A 26971-nucleotide genomic window follows, 5' to 3' on the forward strand; every position below is an offset into this window, starting at 1 on the left:
ATAGCTACTATTATAGGGATTTATGAGTTATGCGAGTAAGGGACCTTCTACCCTGCCTTGGGAGAGTGGAGTAACGGCCACCATTGAGGAAGTTGTTTCAGGGAAAACTTGCGATTCTTGGGCTGTTGGTTGCTTTTTTGAGCGGGTGTAGTTCCTGGCATCATGTGTCCATCTTCAGCCATGGTGCCGAGCCAGTCGAGGAGTCTCCGGATTCTCCTCCTCCTTCGGTGGCGAATGCCCCTGCCGTCTCTGTGCCCGATCCGGAACCCTCCCTTCCCATCGTTTCCCAACCTCAAATATCAGAAATACCGCCGGCAATAAGTGACATCAGTTCGCAAACTGCCAATCATTCCCTTCTTCCCTCGACGTTGGAAGATGTTTTTTTTGATTACGACCAATATTATATCCGGAGTGAGGCTGTTCCTATCCTGATGCAGAACGCTGAAGTACTCCTGAATCGGCACGCTACTCGTACTGTCCTGATTGAAGGGCATTGTGATGAGCGAGGAACCGAAGAATATAATCTTATTTTGGGTGAGCGTCGCGCGATGGCGGTGAAGAATTACCTGGTGGATTTAGGGGTGAGCGCTTCATCTATTCGAACTCTAAGCTTGGGGAAAAATGAACCGTTTTGTCTTCAACCCACTCGTGAATGTTTTCAAAAGAATAGACGGGCCCACTTTGTGTTGAAATAATTCTGTAAAATTTCCAACTATTTATGTGTTCGGAGTACGTCTTTAGAACTCATATGAATCTGGTCCATGATGGCCGTCCCTCCTTTTAGGTTATTGAAGGGGTCAAAACCGCGGGATATTTTGGGAGAAAATTTGCAAGTCTCTCAACAATATTTTCGCTCTTTTCCTCAAGATGAGGAGGATGTCTATGCGGTTTTGGTCCATCATAATCTGGTTCTTCCTACTACTTCCCTCTTCCGCTTTCTCGGAAGTATGGGATTTTTCATGTACCGAGGCTGTCTCTCTTTTGAAGGCTGCCCAGGAACAGGTCGTCCGGAAGCATGACCAATTGCAAGAAGCTAAGTTTAGTCTCCGGCATGCTCCTAAGGAATTTGATGGATGCAGGCGGAGCCGTCGTGGATTTCAAGGGGGAAAGATTCATTGCGTGACCCATCAATCCCCCCAAGGAAATCTATTGAGAGATATCCTTGTTGCGCAACGAAGCCTTGATGTCTCCATCCAGGATTTCAAAAAACACCAGAAAGGTCTGGTCCTTTCCTGCTCGGAGTCTTCTCCCTAATCCGATATTCTTTTTTCTTACCTCAAATTTCATCCCGCGCGGGTACGCCCTCCCAGGGTGGCGCTTCGTCGATCCTGGTGCCCAGGGTTTTTTTCAATGAAAAACAGGACAGCCAAGGCATTTATCCCGGGCGGTGGGTCGCTTTGATTATCGTTTCGCGCACCCATCTCGTGGAGAGATCATAGTTGTTTTAGTCCTCATGCTCGAAGCGAATGATGCTGGATTTGGGCCGATCCACCTTATGGCAACCAAGAAGAAAATAATGGAAAAATTCGTATAATCGTCGATCTGTGCCACGAAAAGAAAAGGCGGAGCCTTCCCTATCATCAACATTGATAGCAGGAAAGGAACATATGGTGCTCGGTCTTAAAAAGATTTTGGCCTCATTGTTTTCTCCTCTCTCTCTGTGTGTAGAGGTGATGGCGTGCGGGCTTGTCTTTTTGTATTTTTCCCGCAAGCCATACCTTGGGAAAGTCCTGGTTTCCCTGGGATTCATTCTGCTTGTCATCAGCGGTTATGAAGGAATCTCAGGGCGTATCATACGTACGTTGGAATCACAATATCCTCCTATTAATCTTTCCCAGGTTCTGACTTCCGGGGATATCGCAAATACCCAAGAATCCCTGAAATGGATTGTAGTCCTGGCCAGCGGTACTGCCGGAGATGCCACGTTGCCTTATCAGCTTCGAGTGTCTCATCACTCCCGTGTTCGATTAATGGAGGGTATCCGGCTTCATCGCATGCTGCCCGGAAGTAAAATCATTCTGACAGGGGGCACGGGGTTTGAGGGTTCTCCTGAAGCGACCACCATGAGTCGAGTCGCCGAGGAATTAGGCGTCAATCGGGCAGATATGGTTCTGGAGGTTGAATCCCGTGATACCAAGGATCATCCTCTGTATGTTCGGGATATCGTCCATGATGAGCCTTTTATCTTGGTGACAAGTGCTTTCCACATGCCACGTGCGGTCAAATTATTTGAGAAACAGGGTCTATATCCAATTCCGGCCTCCACAGGACAATGGGTTCCTCCTATGCAGTTTTGGTCTTTAGTGAACTTTTTCCCGAGTTCCTCCGGAGTGCGTCTTGCCGAATTGGCCTATCATGAATATATGGGTTTATTGGAGGCCTGGGTTCAAGATCAGATTTAATGAAGCAGGGGGAGGCCCTGAATCTTGACCTTTTAAGGGGAATAAAATCAATTGAGAGGGTTAATGTCCCTGCGCTGGTTATGGAGAACGAATGGCCTAATTTCTTAGCGCAGGCTATCCGATAGAGATACAAGCGATGTCGTCTATTGTTTGATTCACAATATGGCTGGGACTTTTGGGAGATTAGCAAAGTAATGAATTGGCAAAGATGGGCGGGAGGAGCCCTCATTATGTTTCTCAGTGTCTTTTTTCTGGAGGGGTGTAGTATATGGGAATCGTATTATCATCCGAACCACGGTTCCACTCGTGCGGATCGTATTTGCCATCCCTATGGAGACTGCCTACAGGGGGAGTGGGTTTCCACTGATGGAGAAGGTGCGGATCCCATTGAAACGCATTCAACCTGTGTTGCGCTGGTTTCTGCGGAACAGGGGAGTGATTGGAAGAGAGATTCGGTTACCCAGGGGTTGGAAATAGGTGAGTGTATGGAACAACACGGGTTTACTCTCAAGCCGTGATAGAACGAGAAAGCTTTATGAAGTCATTTTCAGCAAATGACTTCCCATTACCCATCTGCACACCACTCTCCTGGCTTCTCCACGTTGAATGAGGCTCAAGAAATTGGGGAATCAGCCTATACACGCTTAACTCTCCTGGCCATTTGTATCCGTTGCGGTTATGCAAATTGTGGCCTGAATGGTTTCCTCCGGTTTAAGGCTGAACGAAACTTTCTCTCGAATGGTTCCCCCTCCTCCGGGATTGGTCGCCCTGATCTCTTTATATTTGAGTAATCCTTTTCCTATATCTTGGTAAATGGTAGTCTTGGCAAGATTTGTTAAGGCCTGGCCGTTGGCTTTTGTTGTGGGTTCAATATACGAAATGCTGACAACAGGGTTTGATGGCGTAACGGTGATTTGGGCAGATGTGAGACAGTTCGAGACATCTCTTCTTTCAAAAGACGAAACCTGCGGAGATAGGGATTGAGACTCATCTGAGGAAACGGCTGCGTTAATTGGCTCTGAGGCTGTATCGGCTTGTGGTACGTTTTCGCTGGGGGATGGAAGGTCTGAGGGAAGGCAAGAGGGGCGTAGCCAACATAATGCCGTGTCCAGTCTTTGCTGGGATTGGGGGGATGAACAGGAAAGAAGACTGGAACAAAGAGCCAAAATATTGAGGAATCGAAAATAAGAACTCACAAGTAAACCTTGTTTAAGCGGGTTTTGCAAAAATACAAACGGAAAATGGATTGTTAAATTTGGCTGCCTACGAATTTTATCCCTCCTGTGGTCTTAACGGAAGACCTGCCTTAAACTTAAGCGTATATTGAAGATTGCCCTAAGAATGGTGAAATAGAAAGGTAGAATTGAACAGGTGAGAAAAAACCACGGAATCGCTTCTTTATCCAAATCCAAAGGGGAAAAAACAGTACGTCCTCTCAAAAAAAAGGATTCTCCAAGGGCGGTAGTTAGAACAGAGAAAGTTTTCAAAGAGCTGAGATTATTTGCAACGGATGTGGATGGGGTTCTGACCGATGCCGGCATGTACTATGGGGAATCGGGCGAAGAATTGAAAAAGTTTCACACGCGTGATGGTATGGGGATTAAGCTCTTACAGGCCCAAGGGGTGATCACGGCTATCATTACCATGGAAAACACCAAAATTGTCGCTCGCCGTGGAAAAAAATTAGGCATTCCCGAAGTCTTTCAAGGTGCCAAGGATAAGGTGGCAATTCTGCGCCATTTGTCTGAAAAGTACGGGATTCCTTTTTCACAAATGGCCTACATTGGGGATGATGTGAATGACGTGGAGGCCTTGAAAACGGTGGGATACGCTGCGGCTCCCGCGGATTGTGTGGCGCAAGTCCGTCAGGTCGTGCATTATGTCTGCAAAAAAAATGGTGGTGAGGGAGCTGTTCGAGAAATAATCGATAGAATTTTGGCCGCAAAAGTCCCTCAGTAGCCCTACAAGTATTTAGTGGATTTTTTAGTGTCACATTCCGACAATCTTTCTTATGAGCTTTGAACCTTTGTTTGTTGAGTATGGTGCATAGGGTCCATTTAAGCATTTGAATCGATTGGAGGAGAAGGACCGAACATGAATCCTCATGTCTATGGAGTGATTTTAGCCGGGGGGAGTGGTACCAGGTTTTGGCCGTTGAGCCGGGAACGATTTCCTAAGCAATTGTTAAGAATTTTGGGAGAAGGAACCCTCCTGCAGCAGACGTTTGAGCGTCTATTACTGAATATCCCCGCGAATCGGATGGCAATTGTCACCAATGCCGTTCAAGCGGAATCCATCAAACTTCAACTCAATCAGTGGAAAGATGACATTGCTGGAAATGTCATTCTTGAGCCGGAAGGGAGAAATACGGCACCGGCGATCGCTCTCGCGGCCTTACGATTGATACATCAAGATCCTGAAGCTGTAATGGTGGTGGTGCCGGCAGATCATGTCGTGAAAGCTTCCAAAAAATTTATGCGAGCCGTACAATTTGCCAGTGAATTGGCGATGAGTGGGCATCTGGTGACGTTTGGGATTCAGCCGACTCGTCCTGAAACAGGGTATGGCTATATTCAGCCTTTGAAGCGAAAGAGGATCGGAGCCAAGGGTCCCTTCATCGGGTATTCTGTGGCCCGGTTTGTTGAAAAGCCGAATCTCACAACTGCCAAACGATATTATCGATCCGGAAATTATTTTTGGAATAGCGGTATTTTTGTCTGGAAAGCTTCCCAAATTTTATCAGAATTAGCCTTTCACCAACCGGCGTTATCCAAATTGTTGACTGGTTTACAAGGCGAGATGGGAAATGAGGGTTTCCCCTCCCACCTTCGGAAGGTCTATGCCAAAGTCGAATCGCTTTCTATTGACAAGGCGGTGATGGAACATTCTGCCCGAAGTGTGGTGATACCGATAGACTTTGGATGGTCGGATGTGGGGAGTTGGAGCAGCTTGGAAGAAGTGGTGCCTTTGGATAAAGATGGAAATGTCCGGAATGGGAATATTATCGATCTGGGAAGCCGCGATTCGGTGCTGTTTGCGGATCGAAGGGTCGTAGCAACGATTGGCCTTGACAAGATGGTGGTGGTGGATACGCCCGATGCCACCCTGGTCTGTCCGAAGGATCGTGCGCAAGATGTCAAAGCTATTGTCAATCTGTTGAAGCGACAGGGCGCCCCTGAACATTTAGAACATCGAACCGTGCATCGTCCTTGGGGTTCCTATACCGTCATGGAAGAGGGTAAAGGTTATAAAGTTAAACGGATTGAAGTCGCCCCTGGAAAACGGCTTTCCCTTCAACTACATCATCAACGCAGTGAGCATTGGGTGGTCATTGCAGGGACGGCCCGGGTGACTCGTGGCGAAGAAGTCTACGACTTGCAGGCGGGAATGAGTACAGGGATAGCCAAAGAAACACCGCATCGTCTAGAAAATCCCGGGCAGATCCCTTTAGAGATTATTGAAATTCAAAATGGGCCCTACCTTGGAGAAGATGATATCGTTCGACTTCAGGACGATTTTGGTCGATTGCGACCTATTAGATAGATTCGGAAGGAAAGAAAGCCGGATGGGAATTTTTCGAGAATATGATATTCGCGGGATTGTAGCCCATGATTTAGGTCCTGATGTGGTTGAGCGAATCGGCCGTGCCTATGCGACCCTGGCTAGAGCACGTGGTGTCCACAATATCGCCGTGGGCCGGGATGGCCGTTTAACTTCATCAGCACTTCGGAATCATCTCGTTGCCGGCCTGACCAGTTCAGGGGTCAATGTACTTGATCTTGGCCTGTGTGCGTCCCCCTTACTGTATTTTTCTCTGTTTTCCTGTGATGTTGACGGGGGCATCATGATTACCGGCAGTCACAATGCTTCGGAATATAATGGGTTTAAGATGTGTATCGGGCGGGAAGCACTGTACGGGGCTGATATTCAAGAATTACAGGTAATTTATGAGAGCGGCGAGTTCGCATCCGGGTCAGGCACGGTGTCAACGCAAACCATCATTCCCGAATATCTCAAGTTTTTACAAGAACGTTTTTCTTCGCTGAGAGCCCAGGGACTTCGGGTTGTGATTGATTGTGGAAATGGTGCGGCGTCTCTGTTTGCCAAAGAAGCTTTGGAGCAATTGGGATGCGATGTGACCGGATTGTATTGCGATCTAGATGGTCATTTTCCGAACCATCATCCCGACCCCACTGTGCTGGATAATCTTAAGGACCTGATTAAGAAGGTCAAAGAAACCGGAGCTGATGTAGGAATCGGGTACGATGGTGATGCTGACCGGATTGGCGTCATTGATGAACAGGGCCAAATTATGTGGGGTGACCGGTTATTGCTCCTTTTTGCCCGGGATGTGCTGGATGATCATCCTGGATGTTCCATTATTTCAGAAGTGAAAGCCTCTCAGGGGTTGTATGACGATATTCAAAATCGGGGTGGACGGGGTATTATGTGGAAAACAGGACATTCCATTATCAAAGCCAAAATGAAAGAAGAAAAGGCTTTACTTGCCGGGGAGATGTCGGGACACCTGTTTTTTGCGGATCGGTACTATGGATATGATGATGCCATTTATGCTTCTTGCCGGCTTATCGAAATTCTTGTGAAACGGAAAAAGCCCTTGTCGTCGCTGTTGGCCGATATTCCTCAAACCGTGGTAACTCCTGAAATTCGAGTAGATTGTCCGGATGATCAAAAATTTTCATTAGTCGAAATTGTGAGAAACCGTTTGAAGCATGCGGCTGACACGCAAAATCCGAAGACATCAGTTTTGCCCATTCGTGACATTATCACCATTGATGGCATTCGTGTCCGTTTTGACGAAGGGTGGGGTCTGATTCGGGCATCAAATACTCAACCAGCATTAGTCCTTCGCTTTGAAGCCTCTTCCCACACTCATCTCACTCAAATTCAGGCGTATCTGGAAGGACAACTTTCTGAAGCCACCGTAGACCTCACCACCTAACCTCTCAGCGGGTTATTTCACTTTTTTATTTCAGATCGTGTCTGTGGGCATTCTCAACCGCTTCTGGTGAAGTCATCGTCGATCAGATCAGGAACACTGTGATATCCATCAGCATGAACGCCCGGCTTTCTATAAGCCAGCCGGATTCATCCGTCAGAATAATCTTTCCAGACCGAACGCGAATTTCTCTCGAACGTGCGTTGCTCCTTTATGCGGAAAAGCATATAATGAAAATCCTCTAGTATAGTCTATGGATTAGGATTGATGACTCCGCGTTTTTCCTTATCGACACATACCTTTCGTGAGCAAGCGCCTATTCCGGGAACCTCCGGTGAATTTTCCCGCATCATCATGCAAATTGCTTTGGGTGGGAAACTCATTGCCCAGGATCTTCGAAAAGCCGGATTGAGTCAATTCCTTGGTTCTACGGGGTTAATTAATGTTCAAGGCGAAGAGGTTCAAAAGTTGGACGAACGAGCCAATCAGATATTTTTGGATGTGTTTGAGCACATGGAACTGGTGAGTACGCTGGTTTCAGAGGAAATGGAAAGGCCCTACCTCATCAAAGAAGCCGATGGGCAAGGAAGGTATGCGGTCTTTTTGGATCCTTTGGATGGCTCATCTAATATTGATGTCAACGCGTCTTTAGGGTCCATTTTTTCCATCCATCGACTTTCAGTTGAGGGTTTCCCTACTTCTGAAGATGCCTTGCGAAAAAAAGGGTGCGATCAGGTGGCTGCCGGATATGTCTTGTATGGGTCAAGTGTGCTTTTAGTGTATACCTGCGGCCATGGTGTGCATCAATTTACGTTGGATCAGGAAGCCGGGGAGTTTTTCCTCTCAGCCAAGAATATTCAAATCCCCAAGCGGGGGAAAATTTATAGTGTGAATGAAGGTAATTACCAAAAATGGTCTACCGGCACACAGCAGTTTCTTCACTATCTACACGAAGTGGATGTTCAGACAGGCAGACCATACACCAGTCGTTATTCCGGGTGTTTTGTGGCTGATGTGCATCGGGTGTTGTGCAAGGGTGGTCTCTATATGTATCCGGGAGAGCAGAAAAACCCTGAGGGGAAATTGAGGCTCATGTATGAAGCCGCACCCTTATCATTTTTGGTTGAACAAGCCGGTGGTATGGGGAGTACGGGTGTTGAACCCGTCAATCAACTAATACCGAAAGCCCTTCACCAGAGAGTCCCTTTATATATTGGCAGTCAGGATGATGTGACCAAAGCTGAAGCGTTTCTGCGGTCTGAGTCACCAATCTAGGGAAGGAGAATCTCCTATGGTGTTGCGAATGATATTTCTAGGGGTTGGGGTGGTCTTAGGTATGGCCTTGGCATGGGGAGCAACCGACGGCCAAATAGGTGTTCTGCTCATGGGCGGGGGAATCGGGGCCGGGGTTGGTGCAATTATTCTGGGTGTGGAACACCGATTGAAGGCCGCGCCTTTACCATTCGTCGTGTGTGGAGGGGGTGGATTAGTTGTTGGTCTCCTTGTGGCGGGATTGATCGTCTCGGTGACGGGATTAGTCGCAGGCTCTCCTAATTCCGTCTTTAACCTTTTGGCCAGCTTGGTGATTTTTTTGGGAATCCCCTATTGGGGATTAATCATGGGAATACGATTTGCCACTGAAGGGTGGGCCGCATCCGCCATTCCAACAGGCGATACGGAGTCGGTTCGCATCAAAAAACTGCTTGATACCAGTGTCATCATTGATGGTCGGATTGCCGATTTGTGCGAAACGGGCTTTATTGAGGGAACCCTTGTGGTTCCACATTTTATCCTCCAAGAGTTACAGCATATTTCGGATTCCTCTGATGGATTAAAGCGGGCACGTGGAAGACGAGGGTTGGACATTTTGAATGTCCTTCAAAAAGTCAGCAATATTAAGGTAGACCTGGTAGAAGATGATTTTCCTCATGTAAAAGAGGTGGATACCAAGCTCATTGAACTCGCGAAGCAAATGGATGCAAAGGTGCTAACCAATGATTTTAATCTCAATAAGGTTGCCGGGATCCAAGGCGTCAGGGTGCTGAACATCAATGACTTGTGTAATGCGCTGAAACCGGTGGTTCTTCCCGGTGAGACGATCCGGGTCTTTGTTTTAAAAGAAGGGAAAGAGGCCGGGCAAGGTGTGGCCTATTTGGATGATGGCACCATGGTGGTGGTTGACCATGCCAAGCGATGGATCGGCAAAAATGCGGATGTCATTGTGACGAGTGTTCTGCAAACGAGTGCCGGCCGAATGATTTTTACCCGCCTGAAAGAAGAAACTGAACACGAGGAGTTGAGCTTCTCGCGTGTTTAATTCTGTTGTGGCGGTAATTCCTGCCGCGGGCCTTGGTACCCGCATGGGAGGAAATACACCCAAGCAATATCTTACTCTTGGGAATCTGCCTCTTTTAGTGTATTCACTCCAGGTTTTTCAACAACTCGAAGAGATCTGCGAAGTCGTTCTCTCTGTTCCGGCATCGGACCGGGAGTATTGCTGGCGTGAAATTGTGAAACCTTTCGGTCTAGAGAAAGTCGCCAAAGTGGTGGCGGGAGGAGCGCGGCGACAAGATTCTGTCAGAAACGGACTTGCGGCCATTTCCGACCGACCTGACGGGGTTTTGGTTCATGATGGTGTCCGTCCCTTTATTGACCAACGCATGGTCAGGAATGTGATCGATTGCGCCGGGAAATCAGGGGCAGCGGTGGTGGCCATGCCGATCCATGATACGGTGAAGCGGGTTGATGCATCTGGGGTCATTCAAGAGACGCTGAAGAGGGAAGAACTCTGGCAGATTCAGACACCGCAGGTGTTCCGGTATGACTGGCTGGTTGAGGCACACCAACAGGCGCAACAACACCAATGGGACGTCACCGATGATGCGGCCCTCATCGAACGGATGGGTTACCCTGTTTCCGTTGTGGAGGGGAGTTGTTTTAATATAAAAGTGACCAAGCCGGATGATCTGGTGTTTGGGGAAGCGATTTTGGGAACGATTGGAAGCCGAAGGTGAAATTTCAGGCTAGCCTCCATTCAAATGGATTTTTTCGCTCGTTTTTGATGTGATATGAGAGTTGGTCAAGGTTATGACATTCATCCCTTCCGGGAAGGCCGTCCCCTGATTCTGGGTGGCGTAGTCGTCCCCCACTCTCAAGGATTGGATGGCCATTCCGATGCTGACGCCTTAACCCATGCCGTTTGCGACGCCATTTTAGGAGCCATGGGAGAAGGAGATCTCGGAACACGGTACCCAAGTAGTAATCCAGAATACAAAAACCTCTCGAGTTTGGTTATGCTGGGAAGTGTCGCTCAAAGCCTTCGTGACAAAGGATTTAACTTGGTGAATCTGGATACGGTCATTTTAGCCCAGGCACCGAAATTAGCCGCGTATACGGCCTCGATGCAAGAAAGTCTTGCGCAAGTGCTGCAGGTTTCCCCTTCTCAGGTCAATGTCAAAGTCAAAAGTGGTGAGGGAATTGGAATGATTGGGCGGACAGAAGGCATTGCTACCATGGCCGTTTGTCTCATTGAATGCACCACGCCCTTATGAAATGATGCCGTCTCCTCTTCCTTGGGGTATATCCGTATGGTGCGCGTATGCGATGGGTTAAACGAATTACCGAAGATCTACATGCAGTATTTGAGCGCGATCCGGCGGCAACCAGTCGCTGGGAAGTGTTGCTGGCCTACTCAGGTTTTCATGCGTTATTAGCTCATCGGGTGGCTCACTGGTTATGGGGGAAAAACGTTCCGATTGTCCCGCGGTTAATTTCGCAACTGGCTCGCTGGCTGACCGGTATAGAAATTCATCCAGGCGCTCAGATTGGACGAGGGTTTTTCATTGACCATGGGATGGGGGTCGTGATTGGCGAAACGGCTGTTCTGGGGGACTTTGTCACCCTCTTTCAAGGCGTAACGCTGGGTGGAACCGGCAAAGAACGTGGTAAGCGCCATCCAACATTGGGAAACCATGTGGTCGTTGGAGCTGGAGCAAAGGTGCTTGGGAATATCACGATCGGAGATTTTGTCAAAATTGGAGCCAATTCGGTGGTTCTTCGGTCAGTGCCTTCGAATTCAACGGTCATTGGGATACCTGGCAGAATCATTAAAACCATTGGAGATCGGGTGCCTGAAGCAACCATGGATCATGCCAATATTCCGGATCCGATAGCTGAACGGTTTGATGCGATGGAACAAGAACTCATTGCCCTACGAAAACAGGTGGAACAATCTGAAAAAGAATTATAACGGATATGAGCGAATGCTCCATATTGTTTTAGGGGGAAGAGGTCTTCTAAACTACCCAAGAAGTTTGATTGCCGGGAATATTTTGTTGAAAGGGAGGGATATTTTGTGAAGGGATCCAACGTTATCACACCACGAGTCAAAGAAATATTACGGAATTATGATGGTAATGTTCCTGGAGTTCTTGCAAATATTGCCAGGTTGTTGATGACGGGGCGGTTGGCCGGGACCGGTCGTCTGGTGATTCTGCCGGTGGACCAGGGCTTTGAGCATGGTCCTGCAAGAAGTTTTGCCGTCAATTCTGAAGGGTATGATCCGCACTATCATTTTCAGCTGGGAATTGATGCCGGATGTAATGCTTACGCGGCTCCTCTTGGGTTTCTCGAGGCGGGGGCGGCAGAATATGCCGGTCAAATTCCACTCATACTGAAATTGAACAATAACGATTCACTGTTTGAAAGCAAGGATCCCAATTCCGCAATTACCGGGAGTGTCCACGATGCACTACGCTTAGGGTGCTGTGCGGTGGGATATACGATTTATCCAGGGTCTGCCCATAGCCAGGAAATGTATAATCATCTGCGGGAAATTGCCCAGGAGGCCAAGTCCCACGGATTGGCGGTGGTGGTGTGGTCGTATCCACGGGGGGCAGGACTCAGCAAGGAAGGGGAAACCGGAATCGATGTCGTCGCCTACGCCGCACAAATTGCGGCCCAACTCGGAGCGCACATTATCAAAGTGAAGGTGCCTTCAAATCATATTGAGCAGGCAGCGGCAAAAAAAGTGTACGAGGCCGAAAAGATTCCTATTAGCACGCCAGCGGAACGTATCCGCCATGTGGTGCAGAGTACTTTTCAGGGGCGACGCATTGTCATCTTTTCTGGCGGGGCCAAAGGGGAAGATCAGAAAATTTTCGATGAAGCCAGAGGAATTCGGGACGGTGGAGGGTTTGGATCCATTATCGGGAGAAATTCCTTTCAACGGCCGAGACCGCAGGCTCTTGAATTTCTCTCAACCGTCATGAAGATCTATGCCGGAGAAATTTCATAAAGATTGCTGCAGTCAAGTTGAGAAAGCTCTACCCCCATTAAACAGGTCCGGGAAGGCCGTGGAATCAGGGGTATAACCCACGGCATTGGTGGGCTTGAGCGACTTCCTCAATTCCTGCGATCAATGCAGCGGTTCTCATGGTTAGTTTTTTCTCCTCCGCATGGTAGAGTATGCGGTGAAAAGCCGCGGTAATGATGTTCCTGAGTCGGCTGTGGATATCTGATTCCTGCCAGGAAAATCGTTGGGCGTCCTGCACCCATTCAAAATATGAGACGATGACTCCACCGGCATTGGCGAGAATATCCGGGACAACGAAAATTCCCCGTTCCTGCAAAATGGCATCCGCTTCGAGAGTTGTTGGGCCGTTAGCTGCTTCGATCAGGTACTGGCATTGAAGGCGCGAGGCGTTATTGGCGGTGATTTGTTCAGATACTGCCGCCGGAATGAGCACATGGCAGGGTAGCAGGAGTAAGTCTTCGTTAATAATCTGTTCACCAAATTGCGTGAGAGAAGGAATCGACGCTTTCTCGGTGGCCAAGTAAGAGAGAATACCTGGAATATCCAGACCTTTTTGATTATACAACCCGCCCATCTGATCGCTGATCGCCAGTATTTTTACGCCTTCCTGATGAAGAATTCGTGCAGTATGGGATCCGACATTCCCAAACCCTTGAATGACTACGGTCGTGTCTGAAGTGGACAGACCAAAATGACGGAGGACTTCCAACGTCACATCCACCACACCACGGCCGGTTGCTTCTTCCCTGCCCAGGGTGCCTCCAATTGAAAGAGGTTTGCCCGTGACCACCCCGCGGACGGTAAATCCCACCTGTTGACTAAAGGTATCCATTATCCATCCCATGACTTGCTGATTAGTGCCGATATCGGGGGCGGGGATATCTTTGTCCGGTCCCAATAATGGAAAAATTTCTGCGATGTAGCGTCGGGTAACGCCTTCTAACTCAGCTGGTGAAAGAAGTGAGGGGTCGACGGCGACTCCCCCTTTGGCTCCACCAAACGGCAACCCCGCTAACGCCGTTTTCCAGGTCATCCACATGGCTAAGGCCGCGACTTCTCCAAGGCTGACATCGGGATGATAGCGAATGCCGCCTTTTGTGGGGCCGCGGGCTACATCATGATGCACTCGATAGCCACGGAAAACTTGAACCTTTCCGTTATCCATTCGGACAGGGATGCTGACGCAGAGAGACCGTTGAGGGGCTTTGAGCCGATCGAGAAGGCCTGAGTCCAGATTCATATGATGGGCCGCCTGATCAAATTGGGCCACAGCCAAGCGGAATGTTGGATGATTGAACTCTGGAGCAAAGTCAGTATTCATACGAGGTATCCGGTAAGATGGAAATTTGCAGTCCTAATTCTTAAGTATATCAGGAATTTTAGCCTAAGTAGTTTCTTTCTCTGGAAAAAGTTTCTGCCTTTTAAGTAATAATGAGTCAGCTCCCTATGGGAATAAAACAAATAAAATCTCAAATGGCTTGTGGGGTCTGTGGCCTATTGCGGGAATGACAAGCGGGGCAGATGGGCCATACGGCAGGATTCATGGCAGGGTTTTTTTATATCCTTGTGAGAGTTTAGTAAAACACTTGAAGGAGATAAAGCCCTTGGGGAGGTGCCGTTTCTCCTGCAGCCCGTCGGTCTTTAGCCTGAAGAATATCTTGAATGGAATCCGGTGCTCTTTTGTGTCGTCCGACTTCAGTTAGCGTGCCAATAATTGCCCGAACCATTTGCTTCAGGAATCGATTGGCCTGAATCTGAATGATCAGGGACATGAGATCCGAACTGAGGGAAACTTGGGACACGATGCACATGGGATCCGATGTACTGGCACGTGGGCCTTGAAATGAGGTGAAGTCATGACAACCTATCAATCCAGACAAGGCCTCCCGGATAGCCTGGATATCCAGGTCATAGGGTAGGTGCCAGACACGATTCCGATCGATAGCCGGGCGGGCGGGATGTCTGGAGATTCGATATTCGTACAATTTTTCTTTTGCACTATAGCGAGCATGAAACGATTCAGGAACCTCTTCACTCGACAGTACAGAAATATCGTGGGGAAGGGCGCTATTAATTGCGAGTCTCCACTTATGAATTGGAATGGGTCTGTCAGATTGAAAGCTGACGACTTGTCCACGGGCATGGACGCCAGCGTCGGTTCGTCCAGCGGCGATGACAGAAATGTGTTGTTGGGTGATGCGTGTGAGCGCTGTTTCTAGAGCGGCTTGTATGGTTGGCTGATTGGGTTGTCGTTGCCATCCAACGTAAGCCGTGCCGTCATATTCGATTGTTAGTTTAATCGTGGCCATGATTCGAAGGGGAAGGAGGATGACGAAACGGGTTTCGGTGTCATGAAAGCTATCTATGGGCGTGGAAACATGAAATGTCAGTGTGCCGATCGTTAGGGGAGCGTGAGGCCAGAGGAAGCCAATTGAAGAAGGCGGAGGCAGTCCCGGTTATCGGGAAGCGGTTTGTAAGGGGGTAATGTAGGATTGAAGTCCCTTAAATATGCCCTCGGCCACTCGCTTTTGATAGGTAGAACTTTGTAAAAGCTTTTCTTCTGTTGGATTAGAGATAAAGGCAATCTCCGCCAAGATGGCAGGCATGGTAGTCATTCGCAGCACAAAAAATGGAGCTGTTTTAATCCCATGATCCTTGATTTTATAAAAGTTATCTAAAAATTTCACCAGGGAATTTTTGGTTGTCCATGCTAACTCACGGGAATCGTCAATTTTTTTATCATTAAGTTTATCGGCAAGGATAAATTGCCAGGGTGCGGCATTTTTTTCAAGAGGAGTGCCATTTTCCCGTGCAGCAACAGCAAGCGCTCGTGGGTCACTGGCTTCACCAAAATGGTAGAATTCCAAACCTTTCACGGAACTCTGGGAATGGGAGTTAATGTGAATCGAGACGAAAAGATCCGCCTTGTGCGTATTGGCGAATGTTGCCCGGTCTTCCAATTCGATGAAGACATCCGTTTCCCGAGTCATAAAGACTTTCGTGGAACCTTCCTTGGCCAGCAGGTCTCGCAAATGATTCGCCACATGTAAGACCACATCCTTTTCTCTTGTGCCCTTGCGTCCCAAAGCCCCGGGGTCTTTTCCTCCGTGTCCCGGATCAATCACGATCACCAGATCTTTTTTTCTGACAGGTGGTGGCGGAGTTGGCGGAGGAACCACTGGAGAAGCCGGTGTGCCCCTATCCGGTGCACGGGCGAGAGCCGACGTCTCGGTTATGGGGTACAAGTCAAGAACGATGCGAGCAGGATTTTTGAGGACATACCACTTATAGCGTTTCCACCCGTCAATGGGTATGCTGAGAAGAATGGATCCGGAAGAAGTGGTGGAAAGGTCCAATTGCAAAGGAAGGGAGTCTGCTGTTGATTTGGTAACGGCAGGATTCGCAAGTTTGGTGTTAGGAAGTTCCAATTCAAATGTTGTGGCCGTTTGATGCTCTTGGGGCGCTGGATGGACGGAACGAGTGAGGTCTAATACCACACGGGTATAGTTTTTATGGCGATGAGCACGAATATTGCGAATGGAGGTTGACGGTGATGATTGTGCAATGAGATGAATCAGTGGTTGGGCTTGCTTCCCGGCGAACGGTCGAGTTTCTGTTGCTCCCCCAGCCAGGGGAAGAGATCCCACCAGGAACAACATGCCGATGCAGGAATAAAGGGATATCATTCGAATGGAAGGCATAGATAGTGAACCGTTCCTTTCTTTTTTCGCAGAAGATCGCCTTCTTGTCAAGGGAAGGAGCGCTTTCGAAGCAGGTCGTATTGCGGGTAGACTCCATCATTCTGGGTAGATCATGCATCGCACCATGAAGGAACCACAGTGGCACCGAAACATTTGATCATCGATGGATATAATGTGTTGGGCGCAATGGGGCTCCCGCCCCATCGGGTTGTTGAACAGGGGGAGCATCGCCGAGAGGAGTTTATTGTGCGCGTAGGTCTCTATGGGCACAAACGCCACAACCTGGTCACCTTAGTTTTTGATGCCTGGCAACAAACGGGAGCGGGTCGGCAGGTCATCCACCGAAACGGTGTAACAGTTATATATACGGGCCAGGGTGAAAAGGCGGATGGGGTGATTCAGGATTTTATCCGGAGCCACGGGAAAGGGGCCGCAGTCGTCTCTTCTGATCTTGAAGTGATAGCGGTTGCAAAAGCTTTTGGGGCCTTTTCCATCAGGTCTCAGGAATTTGTCACACGCCTGGCTACTTCGGGTATTCAAGGATCACCGGTAAGTCGATCCCGAGGGGGACTCCCCCAAAAGGATAGTGATGAGGAGCCGGTCCGACCTAAGGAGAAGAAGGGCAATCCCCGAAAACTTCCCAAGAAGTTGCGTCAACGCAATCGAATCATGAAGAAATTTTAAAGAGCTGACAGGCATTATTGGTGGTCAGTTCGGCTACTCGTGCCAATCCTGCGTCAGAATCACCATATTTAATTTTCGCAATCTGTTCGGCCACATAGGTGACATAGGATGATTCGTTACGTTTCCCTCGAAACGGCACGGGGGTCAGATATGGGGCATCGGTTTCAATGAGCAACCGGTCATCAGGGACCGTGCGAATCACTTCATGTAACTGAGAAGCATTGCGAAAGGTAATGATTCCGGAAAATGAGAGATGAAAGCCCAGGTCCAAAGCGCGTTTGGCAAAGGCCAGATCCTCCGAAAAACAATGGAAGACGCCGCCCACCTTTTCGGCATGTGCTTCCTGCAGGATTGCCATCGTATCCTCTTGCGCTTCACGTGTGTGAATGACCAGTGGAAGGGTGAGTGATTGCGCCAATTCAATTTGTTCACGAAATCGTTGGCGTTGGGTTTCTCGAGGAGAGTGATCGTAATGATAATCAAGCCCGATTTCGCCGAAGGCGACTACCTTTGGTTGCTGGGCCAGTTGGCTGAATTCCGCATACCAATTGGGCTCAATACGTTTTACTTCATGGGGATGGACCCCGATCGTGGCATACACATTGGGTCGGCTTGTAGCTAATTGCACGGCGGCATGACTTGTAGAAAGATCGCATCCAATAGTGACAAACTTTTCAACACCGGCTTCCTGGGCCCGTTGAAATATAGTGTCTCGATCTGGATCATAACGGGGATCATCCAAGTGAACATGGGTATCGATCAGCATGAAGAAAGCCTTTCTTGTTAAAAAAGAAAGTACCTTATCATACCCGTCCAAATTTTTGCAGGATGTCGTGTCCGCTGAGGACAAATACGGAAGAGGTACGGGACAACGATGAATATCGATGAATTATGGTTTGCGTCGATTAATGGGTGGGCCGGTCGGTTTGCTGGTTTGGATTGGTTCATGCTTCAGGTGTCGCAGGAAAGCAATCTGGTGATTCCTGGAATCTTACTCGTGGGATATTGGGGGTGGATGAAATGGGGCGAAGCCAGACTCGCGATTCCCTGTTTAGGGGTCCTTATCGGCTTGAGTGATTTCCTGGGCGGCCAGCTGAAAGTCTTGATTGGTCGTCCACGGCCTTGCCAGGTTCTCGAGCACATTCATGAATTAGTCGGGTGTGGGGGGGCTTTTAGTATGCCGTCTAATCACGCGTTGAATTCAGGCACGGCTATTAGCTTTCTTGTCATGCTCTACCCCGCGCTAGGATGGGTATTGTGGCCACTCCTTGGGCTGATTGGATTGTCCCGTGTGTTTCTGGGTGCGCATTATGTGACAGACGTGTTGGTCGGGGTTGTCCTTGGCGCGTTGTTAGGAGGTGGGGTGGGATTTTTACTCAAGACGCGGGTGTTTCGAAGGACACCCATTGTGAGTTAATGATGGTGCAGATGAGGAGGTATGGATTCTGCGCCAGTTGAGCCGTTCGTCAGGTAACTGAGATTGCAATGCAGGTCCTCTTGCTCCTGGCATGCGGTTTCCAATTGAATGGTTAAGTGATGAATGCCAAATTTGGAAGAGAGTGTTGATTGAATGGGCTGAAGTAGTTGATCTTTATCGGGAACCGTCTCGGCGTCAACCAACACGTGACACGTCAACATCACAATGCGGGGTTCAACCGACCAAATATGCAAATCATGAACTTTTCTGACACCAGGAACGTTTTCAATGGTAGCCACAATATCTGATGTTTTGAGGTGAGGGGGCGTTGATTCCAATAAAATATCCAGCGACTCACGAAAAAGTGGCCAACTGCCTTTCACAATAATGATGACGATGAGCAGGCTGATCAGTGGATCTAAAATGGTGAAGCCGGTCAGGGCGATACCCAACCCGGCGATGATGACGCCAAGAGACATCCAGGCATCCATCACCATATGAAGAAAAGCCCCCCGAATATTCAGGTCATCTTCGGCTCCACGACGCAATAACAGGGCGACGGCCAGATTGGCGATCAAGCTGATACCGGCGATCACCATCACCCAAAAGCCAGGTACGTCAACCGGTGAAAACATCCGGTCGAGAGCAAACACTCCAATAATTCCCCCTGTGAAAATTAACAAAAGGCTATTGAGAAACGCCGCAATGGTTCCAGCGCGGTGGTAGCCAAACGTCCGATGTTCCGTGGCGGGTTGGGTGGCCAGAATATGTGCATACAAGGCTAACAAGAGAGAGCCTTGATCGATCAAATTGTGCCCGGCATCGCTCATGAGTCCAAGACTATTGATCGCATAACCGCCGATGAATTCAGCGAGAATGATGATGCCATTGAGGACGAGGCCCAGCTTAAGACGATACGTGAGTGGTGAGGCGTTCAACTTTGAAGATGTCATAGGAACTACTCTCGCATGAATCTCAATTCTGGACAATGAGAAGAGGCAAGCCTTCCTTCGTCTTACCACAAACGGTGGAACGATCCCGGCACTTGGGAGGTTGAGAACGGTGAAGGGGGAAAGTCCCCCTCCCTTCTAGGCGGCGGGTACGATATTTACACGTCGAAGGAGTCGGTTTTGACGGCTTGTTTGGTGGCATCCACAGCGGAGTTGACTCGAGTAGCCGCCTGTTTCATGGTTTTTTTGGCCTCTTCAGACCAGGCATGCACAGCCTCTTTCGTTTGAGAAGCCATATCTGAAAATTCGTCCTGTGCGGTTTTCGCACCTCGTGCCAATCGGTCGCGCACGTGAGTCCCTGCCTCAGGGGTCAAGAGTATGGCGCTACCGGCGCCCAATAGAAATCCTGCAATGAAGACAAATGTATTCACCCAACATGAGTCGCCTTGCGTCGTATGCTCATCCATCATGAAATTCCTCCCTCGTAATGCTGTGTTTAATTGTTATGAACGGTCCTCATAATTCTTCGATGAGGCCATTGCCATGATGGCTCCTCCCAAGAGAACTCCAGAGGCAAAGATAAGACTGTAGGATAAGCCCGTTCGGAGTTCAGGCCATGTGTCCAAAACCCGTTTCCATAGTGGGAGGTCTTCAGAAAAATGGACATGTCCCTCCCAGCCTAATCCTCCCTCCGGCGTGGACTGATCAGAGTATGATTCTTGGTCCGCAGCGTGTGCCGTGTTCAACTTGCTCATAGTCATGAGGCGGGCTCCAATAGGGCAAAAGGAAAATGTTGAAAAAGCATTCCTAGGGGTAATCCTACCATGCTCGAGCCATTTTGTGGAGTGACAATTTCTTGGGTCAAAAGATTACGAAACGATTGTGTGGCGAATTCCGGAGGGAGCCGCATCGAAGTTTGTCTCCATATGGATTCGCCGAGCGGACTGATGGTCTGGTCGGGGATGAGAGTCGTTAACAGTCGTGGGAATATGACCAAACAGGTATGTGAGTGATGGTGTCTCATGAATCCGCACACATGATGGGCCTGTTCCCCCTTGAATTCCAGGGGCAGATACGATCCTTCCAGAAACAGGTGGGGATGGTTCTTCCGAATATGAAGCGCGGTAGTGGTCAAATACATTTTGATCAGGCCGCTTTCCGCATCCTGTAATAACGTATGGACAAGGTCGAGAGGAGCAGTGGTCTGTTGCAAGTGTTGTAATTGGGACAGCCGTTGTTGTCTGAAGAGGTAATCCACGGGTTGTCGGTTGTCTGGATCGACCAGACTGAAATCCCAAAGCTCCGTGCCTTGATAAAAATCGGGGACACCGGGAGCAAGGATTTTAATAAGGACCTGACTTAGAGAATTATAGATGCCATATTTGGCAATGCGTTGTTGAAAGGGGATGAAATCTTGAAGAAAGACATTTGAAGGCCTGAGAGAAAGAATGCGGGAAAGAAATTCCCCAACGGCGGCTTCCCAGGCTTCATCGGGGTTTAACCAGCTGGTGTTTACTTTCGCTTCCCGTAAGGCTTTAACCATATACCCCTGCATGCGCCCCAAAAATTGAGGTTGAGCCGGTTCAGAGAGACCACCCAACGGCCAGGTGCCGAGCAGTGTCTGGTAAATCAAATATTCTTCATTCAAGCTCGGTGCCAGTTGATCATTAAGTCTTTGTTTGGCTTTTTTGTTCAGCCGGTTCCAGGTTCGAAGATGCTGCCGCCATTCTTTGGGAATTTCCGACAATACATTGATTCGAGCCCGGACATCCTCGCTGCGTTTCGTGTCATGGGTGGATGTGGAGGAGAGACTTGCCGGCCATTGGATCGCCCGATCCTGCATGTATTGGTGAAATGTTGTAAGCGGGACCCCAAAGTGTTGCGGCTCGCCACCGACTTCATTGAGAGATGTGAGGCGGTTGTAACAATAGAAGGCGGTATCTTCAACGCCTTTCGCGGTGACCGGGCTGGTCGTTTGTTGGAATTTCATGACAAAGGGGCGAATCACCTCCCAATCAAGATCCGGTGAATTCTGGGGAATTCTTAAGAGGAGATCGCGGATAAAATCGAAGACCAGGTTGCTGATGGCAGGATTGCGCCGTTTAGCTCGGGCCACCGCTAGCCGAATATACACGCGATCACGATCCAGGACGCCTTCGAGAGGATCGGGTCCGATATATGTTCGATATACCGGGAAACAGGCAATGATTTCGCGGATCGCATGGATCAGACTATTAAGCGTAAAGTCCCGTGAGCGCCGGTTTCGCTCGGAGAGGACATTCAGCTGATGCCCCAAGGCATTGATTTCTCCCGACATGGAACTGGTCATGATCAGGTTTTTGCAGTCGTAGATCAGATCGTCATAGTGGAGCGACTGTTTGATAAATCGGCTGTAGATCTGTTCGATCTGTCGTTGGTGGGTTTCCTGGATGAATAATTGATTGACGAGGGCAAGGTAGTCATATCCAGTTGTGCCATGGCACAGCCAATCGGAAGTGAGATGTTCCTCCGTACCCAGAATTTTTTCAACGAGGAGATAGAGGGAGCGGCCTTGGGTGTCAGCCTGCACCTCCAAGTGTTCAGCCGCCCATTGTTGCCATTGGGCCAGAAAGGCTCTTGGATTATAAAGCCCGTCGACATGATCAATTCGCAGTCCATTCACGGCACCGGATGCTAATAATTCAAATATTTTTTGATGGGCCGCTTGGAAGACCTCCGGTTGCTCCATGCGAATGGCTGCCAATTGGTTGATGTCAAAAAACCGGCGATAATTTATTTCTTCAGCGGCGACCCGCCAATAGGCCAGACGATAGGCTTGGTGACTCACCAGGCGGTCGAGGACATCGAATGTGCGGGGAGAGTTCTTCATGCCATTCAGTAAGCGAATGTTCTCCAGCAGAAAATCGCGAATAGTTGAATTGTCGGCAATCACCGTGGAGAGGCGGCGGCGGATCACCTCTTTCTCCCGGTATCGTTCGGCAACCCGCTCGGCTTCCGTCTCGGTTCTGGCCGGTAAATGGGAAAGAGCGGTGATAATGCTTTGGTATTCATGCAAGTGCGGATCAGAATTTTCCAGGCTTTGGTCGAGAGTGTCTTGCCTGAATGTCAGAATGGTATTCCAGGTGCAGGGATCAATGGGCAGACGATTTTCATAGTAGGTGAGGAAAAAATGCCCGTCGTCATAGTGGAGGATGATTTCCTGGTTTTCGAGGACAATGCCGTATTGATCTCCGAGAATAGGAAGAAGCACCTTGTTTTCTAATTCCGGTTTCACCGGTGTCCAGTCAATATCGAAAAATGTTGCGTAATGTGAGGAAGGACCATTTTCCAGGACATCCTGCCACCAAAGATTCGTCGACGCGGCTATCCCCATATGATTCGGGACAATGTCCAGTATCTGACCCATGCCATGTTGGTGAAGTGCTTGGATAAATGCCTGATAATCGACCTCCGTGCCGATCTCCGGATTTAATTCCGTGGGATCGACCACGTCGTATCCATGAGTGCTCCCTGGAGTGGCTTTCAGATAGGGAGAGGCGTAGCAGTCGGTAATGCCGAGTTGAGACAAATAAGGGAGGATGCGAGAGGCGTCCTGGAATGTGAATGACGCGTTAAACTGAAGCCGATAGGTCGAGAGCGGAATGTGCAGGGGCAGAGGAGTCATGCTCCCTCCTTTATGTTAAAGAGGAGGGTGAAGAATGGATGGCCCGTCCGCCATATGATTGCCCACGAGGAAAGAGAGTGAGGCCCAGCTTCCCGGCTGCGGATCGTCGACTGTCTCGTCCGTGTTTGTCGCCTAGTGTGGTTCCGGACGAGATAATGTTAAATCGGTCAACAATACAACGATGGAGATGGCAATGGGAGCCAATGAGTGTCCCATCAAGAATAATCGATTCTTCAATGGTACAGCCTTCTCCAATTCTGACATTGCGTCCAATAATGGAACGTTTCACCGTACTGTCTACGACGAGACTTCCTTGGCCGACCATGGCGTCATCCATGTGGGATCGGACCAGACTGGCAACGGGTTCAACGGACGCATCGGTCAGAATAGGCCATTTGACATTTCGTAAGTCAAGGATCGGTGACTCTCCCAATATATCCATATTCGCTTGCCAATAGGCCTCCAAAGTTCCCACATCGCGCCAGTACCCCCATTCTTCGTAAGGATGGATACCGGGAACCACATTTTCCATAAAGTCATAAGCGAGGACCCGGTGAGATTTGATGAGCGACGGAATAATGTTCCTGCCAAAATCGTGCGTGCCAGCTTGACTGGCATCTTGTTCCAGGATTTTCACAAGAATGTCGGCATTAAAAATATAATTTCCCATTGAACTAAACGCCATACCGGAATTTTCAGGCATGGGTTTGGGAGAGGCTGGCTTTTCCTCAAATCCGATAATTTGATGGTCGGCATTGACCTCGACAATTCCGAACCCCTTTGCTGCCTGAATCGGAACGGGAAGCGACGCGACGGTCACATCCGCTTCCTGGTCAAGATGAAATTGGATCATCTGCCGCACATCCATACGGTAAATATGATCGGCTCCGAAGACGGCCACCAATCCTGGCGCAAAATCCTGGATAAGATTAATATTCTGATAGACGGCATCCGCTGTCCCCTCATACCATTTGCCGCGTCCCTTCATCTGAGGAGGGACAACCGTAATAAAGTTTTGTCGGTTGGTGCCACCAAAGCGCCAGGCCCTTCTCAGGTGTTCAATCAAGGATTGTGAACGGTATTGCACCAAAACGTACATGGACTGGATGCCGGAATTAATAAAATTGCTGAGGACAAAATCGACAATACGATAGGTGCCGGCAAAAGGCACGGATGGCTTACTCCGTTGTTCCGTTAACGGCATAAGCCGTTCCCCTTTGCCACCGGCCATGATCATGGCAAGGATTTTTTGTGGCGTCCGTTCGATAATTTTTTTGCGGCGAGGTCCGGAAGAGCTTTTCATACAGATTTAGGTGTTCGACGGAGGATGGGTGAACTGGGCGACGGATTGTTCCAGTGTCGCGATCGTTTTTTGTTGCTTGGCGATCAGGCGGATTTTTTTTATATAGATGGGCAATGCAGCCAGCAGGGTCAGGCCGACACCTAATGCCAAAGCTGAGAGCAATATCAAGGCCCGGGACCCTTGAATGGTCCAGGCGAAAAAGTTCAGAATAATAGGCTCGGAGTTTTGTATCGAAAAAGCAACCGCAAAGAACAACAGAAGCAGCAAGGCCAACAGTGCAGAATACATAGTCCCTTTTGTTATGTTAGGATGGTGTTAATTAACACAGAAAGGAGTCATTGGCAATGCCAACGCTCTCAAATCGTTTTCAACGTCTGGTTTCTGCCACTGAATGGGATCCGTTTTCAGTCTTGGGTCCTCATCGCGGGGAATCGACGGATTCTTCTGGTGTTTGCATCAGGGCTTTTCTGCCTGACGCTGCCGAAGTTGCGGTGCTTTCTGGCCACAATGGCAACACCCCTATTCCCATGAAGCTCGTGCATCCTGCTGGAGTCTTTGAAGCTCGATGGGAGGGGCATTCATTGGGCACGGGTTACCAATTTCGCATTGTCGATCGGCAGGGAAAAACCAGTCAACGTCACGACCCCTATGCGTTTCTTCCGCGTATTTCAGATTTTGATTTACATTTATTCGGTGAGGGCAAGCTTTATAAAGGCTATGAACAGCTTGGGGCGCAAGTTTGCACCCATCAGGATGTTCAAGGGGTCAACTTTGCGGTGTGGGCACCCAATGCCAAACGGGTCAGCGTGGTCGGAGACTTCAATGAATGGGATGGGCGTCGGCATCCCATGAGAAGCCGGGGAGGTGGTGGCATTTGGGAGTTATTCATTCCGGATATGAATGATGGTGCGGTGTATAAATTCGAGATTTTACCGCAAAATGGGGATGCGCCGTTTTTAAAAGCGGACCCGTATGCTTCCTCAGCTGAATTACGACCCAAAACGGCTTCTGTTGTCCGTGATCTTTCGGGATATGTATGGCGGGATGGGGAGTGGATAGCAGCCAGGCAAAATCGTGATCCCCTCGCTCAGCCTTGGTCCATCTATGAGGTGCACTTGGGATCCTGGAGACGTGTTCCAGAGGAAGGGTCTCGATGGCTGACCTACTCAGAATTATCGGAAACTCTCATTCCCTATGTGAAGGACATGGGGTTTACCCACATTGAGCTGATGCCGGTGACGGAACATCCCTTTGACGGGTCTTGGGGGTATCAGGCCACGGGGTATTTTGCACCCACAAGGCGGTTTGGCACTCCTGCCGAGTTTATGGCTTTTGTGGATGCCTGTCATCAGGCCGGAATCGGGGTCCTGATGGATTGGGCTCCTGCGCACTTTCCGGAAGATCCCCATGGCTTGGCCTGGTTTGATGGGACAAATTTGTATGACCATTCGGACCCGCGGCTCGGATTTCATCCGGAATGGAATAGCCGAATTTTCAATTACGGTCGGACCGAAGTCAAAAACTTTCTGATCAATAGCGCACTCAGCTGGTTTGACCGGTATCACATTGATGGCCTTCGGGTGGATGCTGTGGCATCGATGCTCTATCTTGATTATGCCCGAAAATCCGGCGAATGGATTCCCAATAAATTCGGGGGCAGAGAGAATCTTGAAGCAGTGGAATTTTTGAAAGAGCTCAATACCGTGGCTCATCAGGAACATCCCGGCATTGTGATGATTGCCGAAGAATCCACGGCATGGCCTGGGGTCTCCAAGCCGACTTATGTCGGAGGGTTGGGATTTACGTTTAAATGGAATATGGGGTGGATGCACGATACCCTGGATTATTTTAGTCTGGATCCTATTTATCGGAGGTATCATCAACATAATGTGACCTTTGGATTAGTCTATGCCTTTACCGAAAACTTTGTCCTCCCGCTTTCTCATGATGAAGTGGTCCATGGCAAGAAATCGCTTCTGGATAAAATGCCCGGGGACGAATGGCAGCGATTTGCGAATTTGCGGGCCTTGTATGGACACATGTGGGGGCATCCTGGAAAGAAAATGCTATTTATGGGATGCGAGATCGGCCAGTGGTGGGAATGGAACCATGATGATAGCCTGCAATGGCATCTACTTGAGTATGATCGGCATCAGGGTCTCCAGCGTTATGTCGCTGATCTCAATCGATTATATGCTTCACAACCCGCGCTCCATCAAGTTGACTATGATTGGACGGGGTTCCAGTGGATCGATCTTCATGACAGTGATCATTCGACGCTCACGTATTTCAGGCGCGCAAAAGATCCTTCCGATATTGTGGTCTGTGCCCTGAACCTTACCCCTGTGCCTCGAGAAACATATCGAATGGGTGTGCCCACCGCCGGATATTATCGAGAGCTGTTGAACAGTGACTCTGAAGCGTACGGTGGAAGTAATATGGGGAATTCTGGAGGTGTACAGGCCGAAGACATGCCTTGGCATGGCCAGCCGTTTTCTGTAGTGATTACCCTTCCGCCCTTAGCCGCAGTCTTCTTTAAGCCTGTGTAGATTTCCAAGACCTCTGTGGAATGGCTG

The 26971-nt window shown here is 49.1% G+C and carries 25 protein-coding genes; 16 read left to right on the forward strand and 9 right to left on the reverse strand.

The genetic code is table 11. The annotated features are described in order from the left end of the window. The first annotated feature begins 83 nt into the window (after positions 1-83). The 13 genes from PP769_RS12965 to PP769_RS13025 all read left to right on the forward strand — a co-directional run bounded on the left by PP769_RS12965 (position 84) and on the right by PP769_RS13025 (position 12658). Positions 84-695 (forward strand): OmpA family protein, encoded by a 612-nt coding sequence (locus PP769_RS12965; RefSeq protein WP_312640763.1) that lies wholly within the window; start codon positions 84-86, stop codon positions 693-695. A gap of 187 nt (positions 696-882) precedes the next feature. Next, positions 883-1254 (forward strand): hypothetical protein, encoded by a 372-nt coding sequence (locus tag PP769_RS12970; RefSeq protein WP_312640765.1) that lies wholly within the window; start codon positions 883-885, stop codon positions 1252-1254. 353 nt (positions 1255-1607) lie between these two features. Further along, the gene (locus tag PP769_RS12975; protein WP_312640767.1) at positions 1608-2402 is read left to right on the forward strand and encodes an ElyC/SanA/YdcF family protein; all 795 of its coding nucleotides are present in this window, start codon (positions 1608-1610) and stop codon (positions 2400-2402) included. Positions 2403-2596: 194 nt separating this feature from the next. Then, complete coding sequence (locus PP769_RS12980) at positions 2597-2920, forward strand: hypothetical protein (RefSeq protein WP_312640768.1); 324 nt, start codon at positions 2597-2599, stop codon at positions 2918-2920. Between the two features lie 973 nt (positions 2921-3893). Beyond that, the gene (locus tag PP769_RS12985) at positions 3894-4361 is read left to right on the forward strand and encodes a KdsC family phosphatase (RefSeq protein ID WP_312647055.1); all 468 of its coding nucleotides are present in this window, start codon (positions 3894-3896) and stop codon (positions 4359-4361) included. A 135-nt stretch (positions 4362-4496) separates the two neighbouring features. Further along, a complete protein-coding gene (locus tag PP769_RS12990) occupies positions 4497-5945 on the forward strand; it encodes a mannose-1-phosphate guanylyltransferase/mannose-6-phosphate isomerase (RefSeq protein ID WP_312640770.1) in 1449 nt (482 codons plus the stop codon). A 22-nt stretch (positions 5946-5967) separates the two neighbouring features. Beyond that, positions 5968-7365: a phosphomannomutase/phosphoglucomutase gene (locus PP769_RS12995; protein ID WP_312640772.1), complete on the forward strand. Its 1398-nt coding sequence runs from the start codon at positions 5968-5970 to the stop codon at positions 7363-7365. A gap of 264 nt (positions 7366-7629) precedes the next feature. Further along, positions 7630-8637, forward strand: coding sequence for a class 1 fructose-bisphosphatase (fbp, locus tag PP769_RS13000; protein ID WP_312640775.1), 1008 nt, complete (start codon positions 7630-7632; stop codon positions 8635-8637). 16 nt (positions 8638-8653) lie between these two features. After that, on the forward strand, positions 8654-9679 hold the full coding sequence (locus PP769_RS13005) for a PIN/TRAM domain-containing protein (protein WP_312640777.1): 1026 nt from the start codon (positions 8654-8656) through the stop codon (positions 9677-9679). Continuing rightward, complete coding sequence (ispD, locus tag PP769_RS13010) at positions 9672-10376, forward strand: 2-C-methyl-D-erythritol 4-phosphate cytidylyltransferase (protein WP_312640779.1); 705 nt, start codon at positions 9672-9674, stop codon at positions 10374-10376. Before PP769_RS13005 ends, ispD begins: the two co-directional genes overlap by 8 nt. Positions 10377-10430: 54 nt before the next feature. Further along, positions 10431-10913 (forward strand): 2-C-methyl-D-erythritol 2,4-cyclodiphosphate synthase, encoded by a 483-nt coding sequence (gene ispF / locus PP769_RS13015; protein ID WP_312640781.1) that lies wholly within the window; start codon positions 10431-10433, stop codon positions 10911-10913. 47 nt (positions 10914-10960) lie between these two features. After that, positions 10961-11611 (forward strand): serine O-acetyltransferase, encoded by a 651-nt coding sequence (gene cysE, locus PP769_RS13020; RefSeq protein WP_312640783.1) that lies wholly within the window; start codon positions 10961-10963, stop codon positions 11609-11611. Between the two features lie 123 nt (positions 11612-11734). Next, positions 11735-12658 (forward strand): class I fructose-bisphosphate aldolase, encoded by a 924-nt coding sequence (locus tag PP769_RS13025; protein ID WP_376753445.1) that lies wholly within the window; start codon positions 11735-11737, stop codon positions 12656-12658. 64 nt (positions 12659-12722) lie between these two features. Here the strand turns inward: PP769_RS13025 and PP769_RS13030 are convergent, their stop codons facing one another. The 3 genes from PP769_RS13030 to PP769_RS13040 form a co-directional block, all read right to left on the reverse strand. After that, the gene (locus PP769_RS13030) at positions 12723-13997 is read right to left on the reverse strand and encodes a Glu/Leu/Phe/Val family dehydrogenase (RefSeq protein ID WP_312640787.1); all 1275 of its coding nucleotides are present in this window, start codon (positions 13995-13997) and stop codon (positions 12723-12725) included. 253 nt (positions 13998-14250) lie between these two features. After that, positions 14251-14985, reverse strand: coding sequence for a tRNA pseudouridine(38-40) synthase TruA (truA, locus tag PP769_RS13035; RefSeq protein WP_312640789.1), 735 nt, complete (start codon positions 14983-14985; stop codon positions 14251-14253). Positions 14986-15132: 147 nt separating this feature from the next. Further along, positions 15133-16377 carry an N-acetylmuramoyl-L-alanine amidase family protein gene (locus PP769_RS13040; protein ID WP_312640791.1) on the reverse strand — a complete coding sequence of 415 codons (1245 nt, stop codon included), beginning with the start codon at positions 16375-16377 and terminating at the stop codon, positions 15133-15135. A gap of 138 nt (positions 16378-16515) precedes the next feature. Between PP769_RS13040 and PP769_RS13045 the strand changes: the two genes are divergently transcribed. Continuing rightward, positions 16516-17061, forward strand: coding sequence for an NYN domain-containing protein (locus PP769_RS13045; RefSeq protein ID WP_312640794.1), 546 nt, complete (start codon positions 16516-16518; stop codon positions 17059-17061). On the opposite strand, the gene PP769_RS13050 is transcribed toward PP769_RS13045, so the two are convergent. Then, positions 17045-17827 (reverse strand): TatD family hydrolase, encoded by a 783-nt coding sequence (locus PP769_RS13050; RefSeq protein WP_312640796.1) that lies wholly within the window; start codon positions 17825-17827, stop codon positions 17045-17047. The genes PP769_RS13045 and PP769_RS13050 overlap by 17 nt on opposite strands. Positions 17828-17935: 108 nt before the next feature. Here PP769_RS13050 and PP769_RS13055 point away from each other — a divergent pair, with 108 nt between their 5' ends. Continuing rightward, positions 17936-18478 (forward strand): phosphatase PAP2 family protein, encoded by a 543-nt coding sequence (locus PP769_RS13055; RefSeq protein ID WP_312640798.1) that lies wholly within the window; start codon positions 17936-17938, stop codon positions 18476-18478. On the opposite strand, the gene PP769_RS13060 is transcribed toward PP769_RS13055, so the two are convergent. From PP769_RS13060 to PP769_RS13080, 5 genes are all read right to left on the reverse strand, one after another. Then, a complete protein-coding gene (locus tag PP769_RS13060) occupies positions 18475-19431 on the reverse strand; it encodes a cation diffusion facilitator family transporter (RefSeq protein ID WP_312640800.1) in 957 nt (318 codons plus the stop codon). The genes PP769_RS13055 and PP769_RS13060 overlap by 4 nt on opposite strands. Positions 19432-19586: 155 nt before the next feature. Then, positions 19587-19898 carry a YtxH domain-containing protein gene (locus PP769_RS13065; RefSeq protein WP_312640802.1) on the reverse strand — a complete coding sequence of 104 codons (312 nt, stop codon included), beginning with the start codon at positions 19896-19898 and terminating at the stop codon, positions 19587-19589. Between the two features lie 287 nt (positions 19899-20185). After that, a complete protein-coding gene (gene treY / locus PP769_RS13070; RefSeq protein ID WP_312640804.1) occupies positions 20186-23092 on the reverse strand; it encodes a malto-oligosyltrehalose synthase in 2907 nt (968 codons plus the stop codon). 10 nt (positions 23093-23102) lie between these two features. Further along, entirely contained in the window at positions 23103-24395 is a 1293-nt protein-coding gene (gene glgC / locus PP769_RS13075; RefSeq protein ID WP_312640806.1) for a glucose-1-phosphate adenylyltransferase, read from the reverse strand. Between the two features lie 6 nt (positions 24396-24401). After that, entirely contained in the window at positions 24402-24683 is a 282-nt protein-coding gene (locus PP769_RS13080; RefSeq protein WP_312640808.1) for a lipopolysaccharide assembly protein LapA domain-containing protein, read from the reverse strand. Between the two features lie 56 nt (positions 24684-24739). On the opposite strand from PP769_RS13080, the gene glgB reads away from it, so the two are divergent. After that, complete coding sequence (glgB, locus tag PP769_RS13085) at positions 24740-26944, forward strand: 1,4-alpha-glucan branching protein GlgB (protein ID WP_312640810.1); 2205 nt, start codon at positions 24740-24742, stop codon at positions 26942-26944. Positions 26945-26971 lie beyond the last annotated feature (27 nt).

Origin of the sequence: Candidatus Nitrospira allomarina, from assembly GCF_032050975.1 — a bacterium.
GTDB classification, from domain to species: domain Bacteria; phylum Nitrospirota; class Nitrospiria; order Nitrospirales; family UBA8639; genus Nitrospira_E; species Nitrospira_E allomarina.

Excerpts from the sequence above, each read along its gene's own strand:
- PP769_RS12970 (WP_312640765.1), top strand. The coding sequence starts at position 883 with ATGCGGTTTTGGTCCATCATAATCTGGTTCTTCCTACTACTTCCCTCT.
- PP769_RS12975 (WP_312640767.1), top strand. The coding sequence starts at position 1,608 with ATGGTGCTCGGTCTTAAAAAGATTTTGGCCTCATTGTTTTCTCCTCTC.
- PP769_RS12980 (WP_312640768.1), top strand. The coding sequence starts at position 2,597 with ATGAATTGGCAAAGATGGGCGGGAGGAGCCCTCATTATGTTTCTCAGT.
- PP769_RS12990 (WP_312640770.1), top strand. The coding sequence starts at position 4,497 with ATGAATCCTCATGTCTATGGAGTGATTTTAGCCGGGGGGAGTGGTACC.
- PP769_RS12995 (WP_312640772.1), top strand. The coding sequence starts at position 5,968 with ATGGGAATTTTTCGAGAATATGATATTCGCGGGATTGTAGCCCATGAT.
- fbp (WP_312640775.1), top strand. The coding sequence starts at position 7,630 with ATGACTCCGCGTTTTTCCTTATCGACACATACCTTTCGTGAGCAAGCG.
- PP769_RS13005 (WP_312640777.1), top strand. The coding sequence starts at position 8,654 with ATGGTGTTGCGAATGATATTTCTAGGGGTTGGGGTGGTCTTAGGTATG.
- ispF (WP_312640781.1), top strand. The coding sequence starts at position 10,431 with ATGAGAGTTGGTCAAGGTTATGACATTCATCCCTTCCGGGAAGGCCGT.
- cysE (WP_312640783.1), top strand. The coding sequence starts at position 10,961 with ATGCGATGGGTTAAACGAATTACCGAAGATCTACATGCAGTATTTGAG.
- PP769_RS13030 (WP_312640787.1), bottom strand. The coding sequence starts at position 13,997 with ATGAATACTGACTTTGCTCCAGAGTTCAATCATCCAACATTCCGCTTG.
- truA (WP_312640789.1), bottom strand. The coding sequence starts at position 14,985 with ATGGCCACGATTAAACTAACAATCGAATATGACGGCACGGCTTACGTT.
- PP769_RS13040 (WP_312640791.1), bottom strand. The coding sequence starts at position 16,377 with ATGCCTTCCATTCGAATGATATCCCTTTATTCCTGCATCGGCATGTTG.
- PP769_RS13050 (WP_312640796.1), bottom strand. The coding sequence starts at position 17,827 with ATGCTGATCGATACCCATGTTCACTTGGATGATCCCCGTTATGATCCA.
- PP769_RS13055 (WP_312640798.1), top strand. The coding sequence starts at position 17,936 with ATGAATATCGATGAATTATGGTTTGCGTCGATTAATGGGTGGGCCGGT.
- PP769_RS13060 (WP_312640800.1), bottom strand. The coding sequence starts at position 19,431 with ATGACATCTTCAAAGTTGAACGCCTCACCACTCACGTATCGTCTTAAG.
- PP769_RS13065 (WP_312640802.1), bottom strand. The coding sequence starts at position 19,898 with ATGATGGATGAGCATACGACGCAAGGCGACTCATGTTGGGTGAATACA.
- treY (WP_312640804.1), bottom strand. The coding sequence starts at position 23,092 with ATGACTCCTCTGCCCCTGCACATTCCGCTCTCGACCTATCGGCTTCAG.
- glgC (WP_312640806.1), bottom strand. The coding sequence starts at position 24,395 with ATGAAAAGCTCTTCCGGACCTCGCCGCAAAAAAATTATCGAACGGACG.
- PP769_RS13080 (WP_312640808.1), bottom strand. The coding sequence starts at position 24,683 with ATGTATTCTGCACTGTTGGCCTTGCTGCTTCTGTTGTTCTTTGCGGTT.
- glgB (WP_312640810.1), top strand. The coding sequence starts at position 24,740 with ATGCCAACGCTCTCAAATCGTTTTCAACGTCTGGTTTCTGCCACTGAA.